The sequence below is a fragment of the Sinomicrobium halophytocola genome (genome assembly GCF_052983395.1).
In genome coordinates this window covers 58,711-73,454 of record NZ_JBRKIT010000036.1, presented here as the reverse complement: position 1 = coordinate 73,454, position 14,744 = coordinate 58,711, and the positions used below count along the sequence as shown (strand labels likewise).

Sequence of the window (14,744 nt, the reverse complement as noted above, 5' to 3'; positions counted from 1 at the left end):
TTGTTTATATTATCACAAAATGTTTATTTTTTATTGAATGTCTAAGTTTTTTCGATCTGAATAAGGCTAATACCTTATATTTGTGGGCTTAAACAGAGGAACCGATCACTAACACACAAAGTTAAAACATGAATAATCAGGATTTATTACATATTGCCCGTGAATTCGGTAATCCGGTCTATGTATACGATGCGGAAAAAATCATATCACAGTATCAAAGACTTACAGGTGCATTCAATAAAGTGAAAAACCTGAAAATAAACTATGCGGCAAAAGCCCTTTCCAATATTTCGGTACTGAAACTGCTCAATAACCTGGGTAGCGGACTGGATACGGTTTCCGTACAGGAAGTACAGCTGGGGTTACAGGCAGGGTTTAAACCGGAAGATATTATCTTTACGCCGAACGGGGTCTCTCTCGAAGAGATCGAGGAGGTGGCCGCTCTCGGGGTGCAGATCAATATTGATAACCTTTCCATTCTGGAGCAATTCGGCACCAAGCATGCGGACATACCCGTATGTATCCGGATCAACCCGCATGTAATGGCGGGGGGAAATACCAATATTTCGGTAGGGCATATCGATTCCAAATTCGGGATCAGTATTCACCAGATGCCACACCTGTTGCGTATCGTGGAAAATACGAAAATGCATATTAACGGTATTCACATGCATACCGGTAGTGATATCCTGGACATTGAGGTGTTCCTCTATGCTTCGGAAATTCTTTTTGAAACGGCAAAACAATTCAAAAATCTCGAATTCATCGACTTCGGAAGTGGTTTTAAAGTACCGTATAAAGAAGGCGATATTGAGACGAATATAGAAGAATTGGGTAAAAAACTGACCAGGAGATTCAATGATTTTTGTAAAGAATACGGCAAAGACCTTACCCTGGCCTTTGAGCCCGGAAAATTCCTGGTGAGCAAAGCCGGATATTTCCTGGCCAAGGTCAACGTGGTAAAACAGACTACTTCTACGGTTTTTGCCAGTATAGATACCGGGTTTAACCATCTGATCCGTCCCATGCTTTACGGTGCGTATCACGAGATAGTAAATATTTCCAACCCGGAAGGGAGAGACCGTTTTTACTCGGTAGTAGGATATATCTGTGAGACAGATACGTTTGCCAACAATCGGAGGATAGCGCAAATAACCGAAGGGGACATACTGTGCTTTAAAAATGCAGGAGCGTATTGCTTTACAATGGCAAGTAACTACAATTCGCGTTTCCGTCCGGCGGAGGTACTTTGGTACAAAGGGCAGGCATACCTGATCCGCAAAAGGGAGTCTTTCGAAGACCTGGTAAGAAACCAGGTGGAAGTAGATCTGACACTTTCCGGGGACAAAAAAGAGAAGCAGGAAGCCGTAGCGGTGAAAAACTAAAGAATGAGAAAAGACAGGATTTGTACCTGTACATAGAATATCTGTCATTTCGGGCAGCATGGAAAATTCGTTTCTTTGCTGCCCGACATACAGATAGATGTATCCTGGTTTTTTCTCCTAAATATTGAAATTCACATATACGGATAGGCGATTTTTTACTTCCACTTTACCGTTATTGAGGTGTTGGTTGATCGTAATACCCAGGGATCAGTTCCCTTCCGAACCTCATTTTCCAAAAAGCACATCTCCTTTGGTATCGGCAACGGATTGTTCGTTTTCCGTATAGATTTCCCCGGTAATACCGATTCAGGAAAATAAATTATTTTGCGTTCAGCAGCTTTTCAGCCTTTTCCATGCTTTGATTGATAAGTTCGTGAAGCTCATAGACTTCATTTTTTTCCTCTTCGAGGATATTCACTTTAGCCGTGATTTCTTCCGGGGTTTTGTCTTTAGGATTGAATTCGCCGTAAGGAAATTTTTCACTGAAATCCTTCATCCAGTCCATCATGGCTTTGTGAGACATTTCCAGGCTGTCCAGGACGCCGGAGCTATTAGTGGAGTCTGCTTCCTGTTTCAACCTTTTTGACAGTGAATTGAGTTTTCCCATTGCGGGCATAATTTCATCATGGACGGTGATTACTTCGTCGAAAAGCTTGTTGTATGCTTCTGCTTCTTTGGACGGTTTTGTATTGCATGCGATGGCCATAGCGATGACCATAAACAATATTGCGTATAATCTGAGAGATCTCATTGTAGATAAATTTAGATTTTGAATGGACGGAAATCTCCTGTGTATGTCGGTTCGGACTTTGCATTACATGGTAACACAGGCTGTTCCGGCATTTTTGGTGAAATCCTAAATAATGGGATATTATCTCCTGTTAAGGAAAAAAAATTAAAGCAATGAAATAGGTGGTTTCAGCGGACTGTCCACGGATAGGGAAGTGTAATTAACGGTAGGGAAATAAGTATTTACGGCCTGAACGTGGGTAGAAGAGGGAATGGTAGCTACTTCTTCCGTATTCCGGAAGAATAAAAGCTGATGTTCGAATTTTAATACAGGTTTGTCTTTCCGGTCGTTTTCACCCTCCTTTACCGCTTTCATCAGGTAACACTTACCGTAGCACTGCATTTGAGGTTTGTCTTTGTTAATGCAAAGCACTTTGGAAATATAATCGTAATTGGCAGCATATTCCAGGAAAGGAAAAGCCGGTCTGAAACAGATAAGTAATGCTAATATGAGAAAAGCGTGTTTCACACGGTAAAAATAAATAAATGTTGTAATTCTGTCGAGCTTATAGTTGTTAAAATAAAAGGGTTTTCAGGAAATAGCTCAGACTTTCATTTGCCTGGTCATTTCGTACAGGGCGATCCCCGTAGCCTGGACTACATTCATGCTGCTGTTGCTGCCAAACATTTCTATGTGGATACAATGGTCCGAATTCCGGATGATTTCCGGTGAAATCCCCAGGTTTTCATTGCCGATGATCAGTGCGATTTTTGGGAAATCGCTGAAATCGAAACGGCTTACCGATGAGCTTTCCCCCGTAATTTCCAGGGCTATCAGGGTGTATCCTTCTTCTTTTAGTCCGGCAATGGTGTTTTTGGTATCTTCGTTATAAGAGTAAGGAACGTATTTGTCTGCCGCGCGGGCTGTCTTTTTCATTCTTGGGGAAAATTCCGGTGAACGACTGCCGCAGAAGCGTATTTCCCGTATCCCGAATGCTTCGGCAATGCGAAATAGTCCGCCTACATTGGCAGGCCCGGTAACGGTATCGCAAACGATGATCAGGGGAAATTCTTTCTTTTGGAACGGATTGTTGCTGTGGGTAAGCTGCATGGTTCTAATTCTCAAATACGTATTGTACGATGTTAGCTCCCATTTGCAGGGCTTTTTGCCGTACTTCTTCCGGGTCGTTGTGCACTTCCGGGTCTTCCCACCCGTCTCCGAGATCGGATTCGAAGGTGAAGAGGAAAACAAGTCTGCCTTCGTGAAAGTATCCGAAAGCCTGCGGACGTTTATTATCGTGCTCGTGTATTTTGGGAAGTCCGTTCGCAAACCTGAATTTTTGCCGGAAAACAGGGTGATCGGGAGGAATTTCTGTCCACTCTTTGTCAGGAAATACTTTTTTCATCTCTTTTTCCAGGTACGGTCGCATCCCGTAGTTATCGTCTACATGCAAAAATCCGCCGGAGAGAAGATAATCTCTCAGGTTTTCCGCTTCCTCATCCGAAAAAAAAACATTGCCGTGCCCGGTCATGTGAAGGAAAGCATACTGAAATATGTCTATACTGCCTACCTCTACAGTTTGTGGTTTCCCGTCGATCCTGGTCCCCAGTTGCTGATTGCAGAACGCTATGAGGTTCGGCAGGGAGGTAGGGTTGCCATACCAGTCTCCTCCGCCACCGTATTTCAGTACGGCAATTTGCTGGGCTGATACCAGGTGGCAGGTGAAAAGCAGGATTATAATTAATATTTTTTTCATATCATATTTCCTTATAGAGCATTGGGGACACAGGGGACATCTTTACTGGTTGATGAGGGTTACGGTATGGCAGGCTACGACGGCTGCGGTCTCCGTACGGAGCCGGGTGTTTCCCAAAGATACGGGAATATATCCTTTGTTAAGGGCCAGGGATATCTCTTTTGTGGAAAAATCACCCTCAGGGCCGATGAGTATGGTTGTTTGTTGCCCCGGGCCAACTTTTTCTTTTAAGAGGTGCCTTTTTCCGTCTTCTTCGCAATGGGCTATGAACAATTCTCCTTTTGTTTCCCGTTTCAGGAAAGATTCCAGTGCAACAGCGGGATTTAGCTTGGGAAGAAAAGCGGAAAGCGATTGTTTCATGGCAGACTGTAAAATTTTTTCCAGTCTTTCGGTTTTTATCACTGTTCTCTCCGAGTGTTCACAGATAACCGGGGTGATCTCGTCAATGCCTATTTCCGTTGCTTTTTCCAGGAACCATTCATAACGGTCGTTCATTTTGGTAGGGGCTACAGCCAGGTGTATGTAATAATTTCGGGGTTCCTGTTTGATTTTTTCCGTGATACGGGCAGTACAGTGCCGGATATCTGCCAGGGTGATCTCCGCTTTAAATATGCTGCCTTTACCATTGGTAAGGTGTATGCTGTCTCTTTCTGACTTTCGCAGTACTTTGACAATATGCCGGCTTTCTTCTTTGTTAAATGTAAACTGCTTTTCCTCCCCGGTAATGTCCGGACTGTAAAATAAATTCATAAGTGCAAACTGTACTGGTTGGTGCGAATATATAAATTATTGGTACAAGTAACCAGCCTGTTCTTCGTCTTAAGCCATCCTTTTAATAAAAAGGACCTGTTCTGCAGATGCATCGCCCATTTGAGCGCGTTCGGTTTTATAGGATTCAAAACCGGCATTGCGTATGATTTTCTGGGGGATATCATTGGTCTTGAAGGTACGGATAACCAAAGCATCGTGTTTTTTCTGCCGAGCGATCTCTTCCGAGCGCTGTAAGAGTTCCGCCAGGCCTTTCCCCTTTGTGTTATGCAGCATTTTGTGTACCAGCAGAGGCTTGTCACTGTCTTCCGGTTTTTCTTCTTCGGACAGGGATGCTATGAGTTCGGCAGAGGCGGTGGGGGCAGATTCTTCAAAGGCCATCAACATTTGTTTCGAAAAATCGTTATGGCTTTTAACCAGGGGTTCCAGCATATAGGTTTCGTCCAGGTACTGTTGTATGTCCTTATATTTCTCGTGATCTTTGAACAGTCTTTTATATTGTACTTTGGTATTGTCTATGATCCAGTTCGCATGATCTTCGGTAAGGACTACATATTTTACTTGAATTGGCATCTGTCATTTTTTTGCGGTTATACTTCGATGTGCTCCGTTGTTTTCTTTTTCCGGAACATGTAAAGCCAGATGGTACGGGATAAACGGAAATTAAATGTGCTGCATACCACGGCCATTATCATAATAATAACAAAAATGTAGCTATTTCCCAAACCTATGACAAACTTACCCAGGATGAGCACAGCTATCATCTCGGCCATGGTAAGGGCATAACTTACATACATGGCCCCGAAAAAGTAACCCGGTTCCCTGATAAAATTATAGCCGCAGTGATGACATCTCCGGTGCATTTTGGGCATACGGAAGAGAAAGGCATTTCCTTTGGATTCGAAAATATCCCCTTTTTCACAATTTGGACATTTTTCTTTCAGAATATGTGCAATATCAGACATGATTTCCTGTGTTTAAAACTTGACAACAAAGTTGATGAATTAGTAAAAACAAGTCATTATACTTTTTTCGCTTTAATTTGTACTTTTAGGACATCATTTGTACGGAGATCAAATTACGGAATAGGTATCACAGGTAAATAAAGGTTGTGAAAGATATACAGGTATTGCATATAGGTGAATTCGGAAAGCAGGAAGGGTATCCGTATTTTTACAGCAATACTTTCCGGGAGCATGCAGGCAGTTTTCACGAAACCATAACTGTTCCGCATAAGCACGATTTTTTTATTCTGGTACTGTTCACCAGCGGGCATGGTGTTCATGAAATCGATTTTAATTCATACGAAATAAGGCCCGGAAGCGTCTTTTTTATGTACCCGGGACAAACCCATTACTGGGAATTTTCGGAGGATACAGATGGTTATGTAGTATTTCATACTCAGGAATTTTACGAGATGCACTATGTAAATCGTTCCATACATGGTTTTCCCTTTTATTATTCTCCTCAGAACCCGCCCTGTTTGTTCCTGGGCGAAGCGGATATGCTAAAAGTGGTAACTGTTTTCCGGGAAATCCACTCCGAATATGAAGGCGAGGGTTTTATGAAAATGCAGCGCATAGCAAGTTTTCTGGACCTGTTGTACATAGACCTGAGCCGTTTGTATCTCGGGAACAATACTGCCGAAAGCCCGGTTTCCATGACCTATATGCATAAGATCAGGCAGCTGGAGCAGTTAATAGAAATGCATTATGTTGAGGAAAAATTACCCTCGGCCTATGCGGATATGATGCACATTAGTCCTAAACATCTGAATCGTATGGTCAAGGCTTCACTACGGAAAACCACATCCGATCTTATTGCGGAGCGGGTCATCCTGGAAGCCAAAAGGCAGCTGGTACATTCACAGAATTCGTTTACTGAAATAGCAAGGGGATTGGGATATGAAGATTACGCCTATTTTTCGCGCCTGTTCAAACAAAAAACCGGGCTTACACCATCTGATTTTGTACATAAATATGAATAGATGGCTTTGGCCCGGGATCTTTTACCGAAACCGGATAGACGGTTTATGTCTTCTATTAATCCGAAATTCAACGTCGTGAAGTTTGACCTTCGAACGCGATCATTTACAATGGCAGCAGTTGACACTCCGGTTCAGCACATTGCAGGCCGTATTCGGAGCAGGTGGCAGGGGGGCAATCGCCCCACGGATCATCGCATATAACGGGTACGATACATTGTCTTTTCCCACCGGTGATGCCTCTTTGCTGTTCTTTGTTCAGTGGAATGCCCAGATTCAGGATGTGTTTTTTCATGGTAAAAAAGTTTTAGTTGATTAATGTGTTATCCCGAACCTTTATGGACACTCGGGATTTGTGTCCTTAAAACTTAAGGATATAGAATGATATTTGAAGTGGATGTTCGGAGCTTCATGTATAAACAGAATAAGATTCGGGGTGTATAAACGAGTATGTAGGATACAAAAAATATTAAATCTACATCTAAATCTTTGGAAAATAATACTTAAAGTAATGTAAATCCCCTTTGAGATAGGATTACGGGGTTTATACTTTAAAACGTGCTTTTGCGGTAACGGTTTGTTCGGAAAAATCCTTCTCCTGGTATTTCAGGTACCCGGTAATACCTATCATCGCAGCATTATCGGTAGTATATTCGAACTTTGGAATAAAAGTTTTCCAACCGTATTTTTTTTCGGCTTCTTTCAGGGCATCCCGTATACCGGAATTGGCAGAAACCCCGCCACCTATGGCAACCTGTTTTATTCCTGTTTCCTTACTGGCTTTTTTGAGTTTGTCCATCAGGATATTGACAATGGTATACTGAATAGAGGCGCAAATGTCTTTGAGGTTTTCTTCGATAAAACCCGGATTTCCGGCCGTCTGCTTCTGTGTGAAGTACAATATGGAGGTTTTGAGGCCGCTAAAACTGAAATTTAAACCATCTACTTTCGGTTTCGGAAATCTGAATGCTTTCGGATCTCCTTCCCGCGCATATTTGTCTATCAGCGGTCCGCCCGGGTAAGGAAGTCCGAGTATTTTGGCGCTTTTGTCAAAAGCTTCCCCCACGGCATCATCAATAGTTTCGCCGATGACCGTCATGTCAAAATAACTGTCCACACGGATGATTTGCGTGTGCCCGCCACTGATGGTCATGGCCAGGAACGGGAAAGAGGGTTTGTCAAAACTTTCTTCCTCTATAAAATGAGCGAGAATATGAGCCTGCATGTGATTTACTTCGATCAACGGGATATTTAGACCAAGTGCCAGCGATTTAGCAAAGGATGTGCCGACGAGCAGGGAGCCCAATAAGCCGGGGCCACTGGTAAAAGCTATGGCAGATAACTCTTTTTTACCGATATTTGCTTTGTCAAGGGCCATATGTACGACAGGAACAATGTTTTGCTGGTGAGCCCTGGACGCGAGTTCCGGAACAACACCGCCGTATTCTTCGTGGATTTTCTGAGTGGCAACAACATTGCTCAGGACTTTCCCGTTAAGTAAAACAGCGGCAGAAGTGTCATCGCAGGAAGATTCTATGGCCAGGATGTATGTTTTTTGCTCTTTCATCAGCACTTTTGGAATAAAAGTTGTTGCGTGCAAAGGTAGACATTTTGTTCGTTGTTTTGCCAACCGATCCGATCACCGGGGATAACCGTAATCCGTATTTCATAACCTGTTAATCCAGTTAGGGCGTATCAGAAAATTCAGGAAAATAGTAGTCAGGACCTTTTTGATCCTGTTTGTGTTACTGGTGGTGGTGAGTATTTTTTTTGCGCTTCCCCCCGTGCAGACAGGTATTGCCAATAGGGTGACCCGTGCTCTTAATGAAGATTTCGGGACCAATATACAGGTGCGCAGGGTCTACATCTCTTTTTTTGGCAGTGTTGGCCTGCGCGGTATATATATTGAAGACCATCACCAGGATACCCTGATCTCCGTAGACCGTCTCAATACATCCCTGCTGAGTTTCCGGAATGTAAAAAGTATGATTGACGGAAAGCTGAATTTCGGCGACATGGACATGGAAGGCGTGTTTTTTAACCTTCGTACCTACGATGGTGAAGAAGATACCAACCTGGACCTTTTTGTGGAAAAACTGGAAAGCCAGGACACTACAAGTACCAGTACGGAGCCTTTTTTGCTTACTACTTCTTTTATACGCCTCGAAAATGCACGTTTCAGGGTGATGGACGATAACATCGAAAACCCGGAAATCCTCTATTTCAGGGAGATTCGTGCCGACCTTCATGACTTTAAAATAGAAGGTCCCGAGGTGACTACAGAGGTAAGACAACTCGGGCTTATGGCCGATCGGGGTATGGAGGTACAAAGACTGGATACCGATTTCTCTTACGGGCTTAACGAAATGCGTCTGGATAATCTTTCCCTGGAAACACCGGGGTCTGACATTAAAGGTAACCTGGCTTTTTTGTATGACAGGGAAGATTTTGCCGACTTTCTGAACAAGGTCAGGATAGAGGGTAATTTTGAGGATGCCACCATTGCTTTTGACGAAGTAAATACTTTCTATAACGAATTCGGCCCAAGTAAGCGGGTGACCTTTAGTTCCGAACTGGAAGGAGTGCTTAATGACCTTCGAACCAAAAATCTTCGTGTAACGACGGAGAATACAAGTATAAGCGGGAATTTTGATTTTAAAGGCCTGTTCTCTTCGGATATCCCGTTCCGGATGGACGCCGATATCGGGTACCTTTCTTCCAATTATTATCAACTCAGAGGGCTGTTGCCTAACATACTCGGAAATTCACTGCCGTCTTCCCTGGAAAAACTAGGGCAGCTTCGTGCACGGGGAAAAGCCGTGATCACGGAAACAGCTATTAAAACCGACCTGGAGCTGGATACCGATCTCGGAAGCAGTGTTTCCGAGTTACAACTTACGGATATAGACGATATAGACAACGCGTCCTATACCGGGACCATAGCACTTACGGATTTCGATCTGGGGAAATTTATCGAAGATGATAGTTTCGGAAAGACTTCCCTGGCCCTGGATGTGGATGGTAAGGGTTTTACCAAGGAAACGCTGAATACTGAAGTGAGGGGAGCGGTGAGCCAGATCGTATATAATGGCTATAATTACAAAGATATGATAGTTTCCGGAGTGGTCAAGGACCAGTTGTTTGATGGCTCCCTGGTATCTAATGACAAAAATTTTGAAATGAGTTTTGACGGCCTGGCCGATTTTTCCATGATCGAAAACCAGTTCGATTTCCGGGCTTCCATAACCCGGGCCGACCTTCATGCCCTTAATTTTGTATCGAGAGATAGTATATCGGTCTTTTCCGGGGATATCAGCATGAATATTACGGGTAATGATATTGATAACCTCAAAGGAGAAATCAATTTCACCAGGACAAATTACAAGAATCAGAATGACGATTATTATTTTGAAGATTTTAAGATCATTTCTGTTATAGACGAAACCGGCCGGGTATTGACCGTAGATTCTCCGGAGATCATCAACGGCTTTATGAAAGGTAATTTCTCGTTCCGGGAACTGGGAAAAATAGTACAGAATTCGGTTGGGAGTATCTATGCTAATTACAGTCCGCATGATATAAAACCCGGTCAGTATGTAGAATTCAATTTTTTTATAAACAGTAAGATCATCGAGGTGTTTTACCCGGAAGTGAAACTGAGTAAAAATACCTATATAAAAGGGGAAATGATAGCGGATGAAGGAGATTTTAAGTTTAATTTCCGATCCCCGGATATCGATGCTTTTGGCAACGTTATTAAAAATATCGACCTGCAGATCGATAACCAGAACCCCCTGTTCAACACCTATGTAGAGATCGGGGAGATCCATACCGGATTCTACGACATTTCACAGTTTAACCTCATTAATACCACTATTAAGGATACGTTGTTCTTCCGTACGGAATTTAAGGGAGGTAATGACTCCAAAGATGTCTACAACCTGAACTTTTACCACACCATAACCCCCGACAATAAATCGGTGGTGGGGCTTAAAAGGTCTGAGGTGGGCTTTAAAGGTAATCAATGGTTGCTGAACAAGGATAACAATCATAAAAACCGGGTGGTGTTCAACAAGACACTGGATACGGTTACGGTAGAAGAAGTGGTGATGAATTATGAGGAGGAACAGGTGAACCTCCAGGGGAAAATGATCGATTCCACATATAAGGATTTTTCAGTGCAATTTAAAAACGTTTCATTGGATAAAGTAACCCCCGATATTGATAATCTCAACCTGAAAGGCTTGATGAACGGGGAGTTTTATGTGTTGCAACAGCGGAAAAATTTTTATCCTTCGTCCAATCTGCGTATCGATGATTTTACGGTGAACGACATCAACTTCGGTAATTTTGACGTGGGCATTGTCGGTAACCGTGATCTTTCGAGCTATGGTATCGATGCGGTCATACAAAAAGGGAGCAAGAAGATACTGGATATCGTAGGAGACGTATCTTTTGAGAACAATACTTCTTCCCTCGATGTGGAAATGTCAATGAACGACCTGGATATAAAAGCCTTTAGTATGCTGGGGTCGGATGTTATTTCGGATCTCAGGGGTATGGCTTCTGGAAATGCAAGACTCACAGGGACATTTACAAAACCGGACCTGAGCGGACAACTGACCCTGAGAGATGCCGGGTTAAAAATACCGTATCTTAATGTTAACCTGGATTTTGAACCGGAAACTACGGTAGATTTGTTTGGCCAGACATTTCAGTTTAATGATATAACCCTTACCGACACGGAATACAAGACCAGTGCTTTGTTTGGCGGAACCATAACCCATAATGCCTTTTCCGATTGGTATCTTGATTTTTCCCTGGATACACAAGATCAGCGTTTCCTGGCACTCAATACCCCGGAGACCGAAGAAGAATTGTTTTACGGCACAGGATTCATCAATGGCGAAGCTCAGATATACGGACTTACGGATGAATTGACTATCAAGGTCTTTGCGACTACCGGGAAAGGAACATCATTAAAAATACCTTTGGATAATGAAGTCACGGTAGGCGATACCTCCTTTATCAATTTTATAGACAAGCAGGGGGAAACCAGTTTTGAGACCCACGAAAGGGAACTGGCCGACTATAAAGGGCTGGAACTGGAATTTGACCTGGATATAAACCCGGATGCCGAAGTGGAGATCGTAATCGATAAGGAACTGGGGAGTTCTCTTAGAGGAAGGGGCGCCGGAAACATACTTCTGGAGATTAATACCAACGGCAAATTCCGTATGTGGGGAGATTTTACCACTTATAGCGGAGACTACAATTTTAAATACGGTGGAATTATAGAGAAGAAATTCAAGGTAAAACCCGGTGGGTTTATGAGCTGGAACGGGGACCCGCTCCGTGCCAACGTGGACCTCGAAGCCGTATATAATCTGAATGCCAATCCTGCCGTATTGCTGGACAATAATTCAGTGACCCGTAAGATAGAAACGGACCTTATTATTAAGCTTAACGGGGAACTCCTGCAGCCGGATATCGATTTCGATATTCAGTTCCCGGGGACCAATGCTGTAATAAATTCGGAGTTGCAGTATAAACTCGATGACAAAAGTAAGCGGGAATTACAGGCGTTGTCACTGCTTTCTCAGGGAGCTTTTATCAATAACGAGATCAATATCAGTGGTGGCGGGGTTGCAGGAAACTTTATAGAATCCGGTTTTAGTATGCTGAACGATATTCTCAACTCCGGTGACGGTAAATTTGATATCGGGCTTTCCTATGAGCTCGGAACAAGAGACCCCAATCTGGATTTTGAAACACAGGACAGGTTTGGTGTAACAGTTTCCACCCAGATAAACGAGCGTATACTGATCAATGGTAAAATAGGAGTGCCGATAGGAGGTGTGGCTGAAACGGCTGTTGCCGGAGATGTGGAAGTACAGATATTGCTCAATGAGGACGGGACACTCAGGGCAAGAATATTCAACAGGGAGAACGAAATACAACAATGGCTGGCGGATCGTATAGGATATACCCAGGGCGCCGGTCTTTCTTACCAGGTGGACTTTAATACCTTCCGGGAGTTACTACAAAAAGTATTTACCAAAAAAAATGATGATTCTCAGAAAGCTTCCGCTCCACAGAAGGAAGCTTCTGCCGGTTCGGAAACCATGGGGAACGGTTTGATACATTTCGGCCAGAAAGGAGATTGAAGTCAGAAATACGAAGCAAACGCTAAAAAACTTCGTACCTCTGACTTCTTACTTCTTGCTTTACAAAATATCACTTTTCATACGGTTCCATACTACGGCCAGTAACACTGCCGAAACGATCATGGCAATGGTCAATCCTATGGCAAGCGGATAATTCCCGTATATCCAGTTTCCTGTGGCAAACATACAGCAGTAAACTAAAATACATCCCAGAACCATGGCGAGGATACCGGAAGGAACAGACCATTTTTCCCTGCTGTCTATAATATTAACGTCCTCTGCCCGTGCCTGGTCCAGTATTCTTTTCCACCCCGGTCCGCCGGGTTGTGTCTTTTGATAGAAGCTATACAATACTTCCTTTTTTTCCGGCTTGGTCGCAAACGTAACAATAAGCCATATGATGGTAGTTATAAGTACTATTGCGGGCAGTGTGGCCCAGGAAGGAAAAACACCCGCTATAGGGGTACCGTCTAATTCACTGTAGCCAAAGAGGTAGTCTCCCAGGGGAGAAAGGGTCAGTACCAGGCTGGTGATGGCTGCCGCAAACATTACGGAAATTTCGCTCCACGCGTTGATACGCCACCAGAACCAGCGGAGGATATATACCAGTCCGGTTCCTGCACCGAACATCAGGAGAATATCGAATAGCTGTTTCGCGTTGGTAAGTAACAAAGCCATTGCAGCACTGGCCACCATGAGCAACACGGTAGAGATCCGCCCTACGTTTACCAGTTCTTTCTCCGATGCGTTTTTGTGTACGTTCTGCTTGTAAAAATCATTTACGATATACGATGATCCCCAGTTAAGTTGTGTGGAAATAGTACTCATATAAGCTGCACCCAAAGAGGCCAGGACAAGCCCGAGAAGCCCGTTGGGAAGTTTGGTGAGCATGGCTGAGTACGCCAGATCGTGCCCCAGTTTGCTTTCTTCGATCCCGGGAAATGCTTCATGGATACTGGCTACATCCGGAAATACCACAAGAGACGCCAGGGCCACCAGGATCCAGGGCCACGGTCTTACACCATAGTGCATGATATTGAAGAAAAAGGTAGATGCTATGGCGTGGTTTTCGTTTTTTGCCGCCAGCATACGTTGTGCAATATACCCGCCGCCTCCGGGTTCTGATCCCGGATACCAGGAACTCCACCACTGTACGGCCAGCGGAATGATAAGGATGGATATAAGGGCTTCCGTATCTGAAAAATCAGGCAAAATAGATAATTTACCTACTACGTTTTCATGAGTCATCAACTTGGTAATACCGCCTACTTCCGGGATGTTTACCAGGTAATAAGCAGCTCCTACAGCACCGATAATAGCCGTAAAAAACAAAATAAAGTCCGTATAGACGACGCCTTTAAAACCTCCTATAGCACTAAATATAACCGTGATCACCCCCCCTATAAGAACCGTTTGTATAGGGGACAGTCCCAACATGATCCCCCCGATTTTTATCGCTGCCAGATTTACCGCCGCCAGGGTGATAATGTTAAAAAATAGTCCGAGATATATGGAACGGAAGCCCCGAAGGAATTTTGCCGGTTTTCCGCCATATCGTAACTCATAGAACTCCATGTCCGTCAATACATTGGATTTGCGCCATAGTTTGGCGTAAATAAATACGGTAGACAGGCCGGTGAGCAAAAACGCCCACCACGCCCAGTTACCCGAAACGCCATTTGTACGGACAATATCGGTCACCAGGTTTGGAGTGTCGGTAGAAAATGTTGTGGCTACCATAGAAAAACCCAGCAGCCACCAGGGCATGCTACGGCCGGAGAGAAAGTATTCCGTGGTGTTCTTGCCCGAACTCCTGGACACAACAATGCCGATGATCAGGGTGATGGCAAAAAAACCGAAGATGAGGGAGTAGTCTAATAATGATAGTTTCATGAAAGTTGTAGTTAGTAATTGTTTCGTGGTTTTATTTGTTTATTCATTGTGAAATTCTTCA

The 14,744-nt window shown here is 43.7% G+C and carries 13 protein-coding genes; 4 read left to right on the top strand and 9 right to left on the bottom strand.

Annotated elements, in window-relative coordinates; genetic code table 11:
* The first annotated feature begins 128 nt into the window (after window positions 1-128).
* Window positions 129-1,385 carry a diaminopimelate decarboxylase gene (gene lysA, locus ACVBDY_RS15500; protein WP_447176371.1) on the top strand — a complete coding sequence of 419 codons (1,257 nt, stop codon included), beginning with the start codon at window positions 129-131 and terminating at the stop codon, window positions 1,383-1,385.
* Window positions 1,386-1,704: 319 nt separating this feature from the next.
* Here lysA and ACVBDY_RS15495 read toward each other — a convergent pair whose 3' ends face one another.
* The 7 genes from ACVBDY_RS15495 to ACVBDY_RS15465 all read right to left on the bottom strand — a co-directional run bounded on the left by ACVBDY_RS15495 (window position 1,705) and on the right by ACVBDY_RS15465 (window position 5,604).
* On the bottom strand, window positions 1,705-2,136 hold the full coding sequence (locus ACVBDY_RS15495) for a hypothetical protein (RefSeq protein ID WP_447176370.1): 432 nt from the start codon (window positions 2,134-2,136) through the stop codon (window positions 1,705-1,707).
* A 144-nt stretch (window positions 2,137-2,280) separates the two neighbouring features.
* Window positions 2,281-2,643 carry a hypothetical protein gene (locus ACVBDY_RS15490; protein WP_447176369.1) on the bottom strand — a complete coding sequence of 121 codons (363 nt, stop codon included), beginning with the start codon at window positions 2,641-2,643 and terminating at the stop codon, window positions 2,281-2,283.
* 75 nt (window positions 2,644-2,718) lie between these two features.
* Window positions 2,719-3,240 carry a TrmH family RNA methyltransferase gene (locus ACVBDY_RS15485; protein WP_447176368.1) on the bottom strand — a complete coding sequence of 174 codons (522 nt, stop codon included), beginning with the start codon at window positions 3,238-3,240 and terminating at the stop codon, window positions 2,719-2,721.
* The gene (locus ACVBDY_RS15480; protein ID WP_447176367.1) at window positions 3,230-3,871 is read right to left on the bottom strand and encodes a DUF4159 domain-containing protein; all 642 of its coding nucleotides are present in this window, start codon (window positions 3,869-3,871) and stop codon (window positions 3,230-3,232) included. Before ACVBDY_RS15480 ends, ACVBDY_RS15485 begins: the two co-directional genes overlap by 11 nt.
* A gap of 42 nt (window positions 3,872-3,913) precedes the next feature.
* Window positions 3,914-4,621 (bottom strand): 16S rRNA (uracil(1498)-N(3))-methyltransferase, encoded by a 708-nt coding sequence (locus tag ACVBDY_RS15475; RefSeq protein ID WP_447176366.1) that lies wholly within the window; start codon window positions 4,619-4,621, stop codon window positions 3,914-3,916.
* Between the two features lie 69 nt (window positions 4,622-4,690).
* Window positions 4,691-5,212: a hypothetical protein gene (locus ACVBDY_RS15470; RefSeq protein ID WP_447176365.1), complete on the bottom strand. Its 522-nt coding sequence runs from the start codon at window positions 5,210-5,212 to the stop codon at window positions 4,691-4,693.
* 17 nt (window positions 5,213-5,229) lie between these two features.
* Window positions 5,230-5,604, bottom strand: a complete 375-nt coding sequence (locus ACVBDY_RS15465) for a DUF983 domain-containing protein (protein WP_447176364.1) — start codon at window positions 5,602-5,604, stop codon at window positions 5,230-5,232.
* A 146-nt stretch (window positions 5,605-5,750) separates the two neighbouring features.
* Between ACVBDY_RS15465 and ACVBDY_RS15460 the strand changes: the two genes are divergently transcribed.
* Together ACVBDY_RS15460 and ACVBDY_RS15455 are read left to right on the top strand one after the other, a co-directional pair.
* Window positions 5,751-6,626, top strand: coding sequence for a helix-turn-helix domain-containing protein (locus ACVBDY_RS15460; RefSeq protein WP_447176363.1), 876 nt, complete (start codon window positions 5,751-5,753; stop codon window positions 6,624-6,626).
* Window positions 6,627-6,708: 82 nt separating this feature from the next.
* Window positions 6,709-6,942: a hypothetical protein gene (locus ACVBDY_RS15455; RefSeq protein WP_447176362.1), complete on the top strand. Its 234-nt coding sequence runs from the start codon at window positions 6,709-6,711 to the stop codon at window positions 6,940-6,942.
* A gap of 225 nt (window positions 6,943-7,167) precedes the next feature.
* On the opposite strand, the gene tsaD is transcribed toward ACVBDY_RS15455, so the two are convergent.
* Entirely contained in the window at window positions 7,168-8,190 is a 1,023-nt protein-coding gene (gene tsaD / locus ACVBDY_RS15450) for a tRNA (adenosine(37)-N6)-threonylcarbamoyltransferase complex transferase subunit TsaD (protein ID WP_447176393.1), read from the bottom strand.
* A gap of 163 nt (window positions 8,191-8,353) precedes the next feature.
* Here tsaD and ACVBDY_RS15445 point away from each other — a divergent pair, with 163 nt between their 5' ends.
* On the top strand, window positions 8,354-12,790 hold the full coding sequence (locus tag ACVBDY_RS15445; protein WP_447176361.1) for a translocation/assembly module TamB domain-containing protein: 4,437 nt from the start codon (window positions 8,354-8,356) through the stop codon (window positions 12,788-12,790).
* Between the two features lie 60 nt (window positions 12,791-12,850).
* Here the strand turns inward: ACVBDY_RS15445 and ACVBDY_RS15440 are convergent, their stop codons facing one another.
* Window positions 12,851-14,683 carry a sodium:solute symporter family protein gene (locus ACVBDY_RS15440; RefSeq protein WP_447176360.1) on the bottom strand — a complete coding sequence of 611 codons (1,833 nt, stop codon included), beginning with the start codon at window positions 14,681-14,683 and terminating at the stop codon, window positions 12,851-12,853.
* Window positions 14,684-14,744: the final 61 nt, after the last annotated feature.

Coding starts and splice junctions, on each gene's coding strand:
- lysA (WP_447176371.1), top strand. CDS start 129: ATGAATAATCAGGATTTATTACATATTGCCCGTGAATTCGGTAATCCG.
- ACVBDY_RS15495 (WP_447176370.1), bottom strand. CDS start 2,136: ATGAGATCTCTCAGATTATACGCAATATTGTTTATGGTCATCGCTATG.
- ACVBDY_RS15480 (WP_447176367.1), bottom strand. CDS start 3,871: ATGAAAAAAATATTAATTATAATCCTGCTTTTCACCTGCCACCTGGTA.
- ACVBDY_RS15475 (WP_447176366.1), bottom strand. CDS start 4,621: ATGAATTTATTTTACAGTCCGGACATTACCGGGGAGGAAAAGCAGTTT.
- ACVBDY_RS15470 (WP_447176365.1), bottom strand. CDS start 5,212: ATGCCAATTCAAGTAAAATATGTAGTCCTTACCGAAGATCATGCGAAC.
- ACVBDY_RS15465 (WP_447176364.1), bottom strand. CDS start 5,604: ATGTCTGATATTGCACATATTCTGAAAGAAAAATGTCCAAATTGTGAA.
- tsaD (WP_447176393.1), bottom strand. CDS start 8,190: ATGAAAGAGCAAAAAACATACATCCTGGCCATAGAATCTTCCTGCGAT.
- ACVBDY_RS15440 (WP_447176360.1), bottom strand. CDS start 14,683: ATGAAACTATCATTATTAGACTACTCCCTCATCTTCGGTTTTTTTGCC.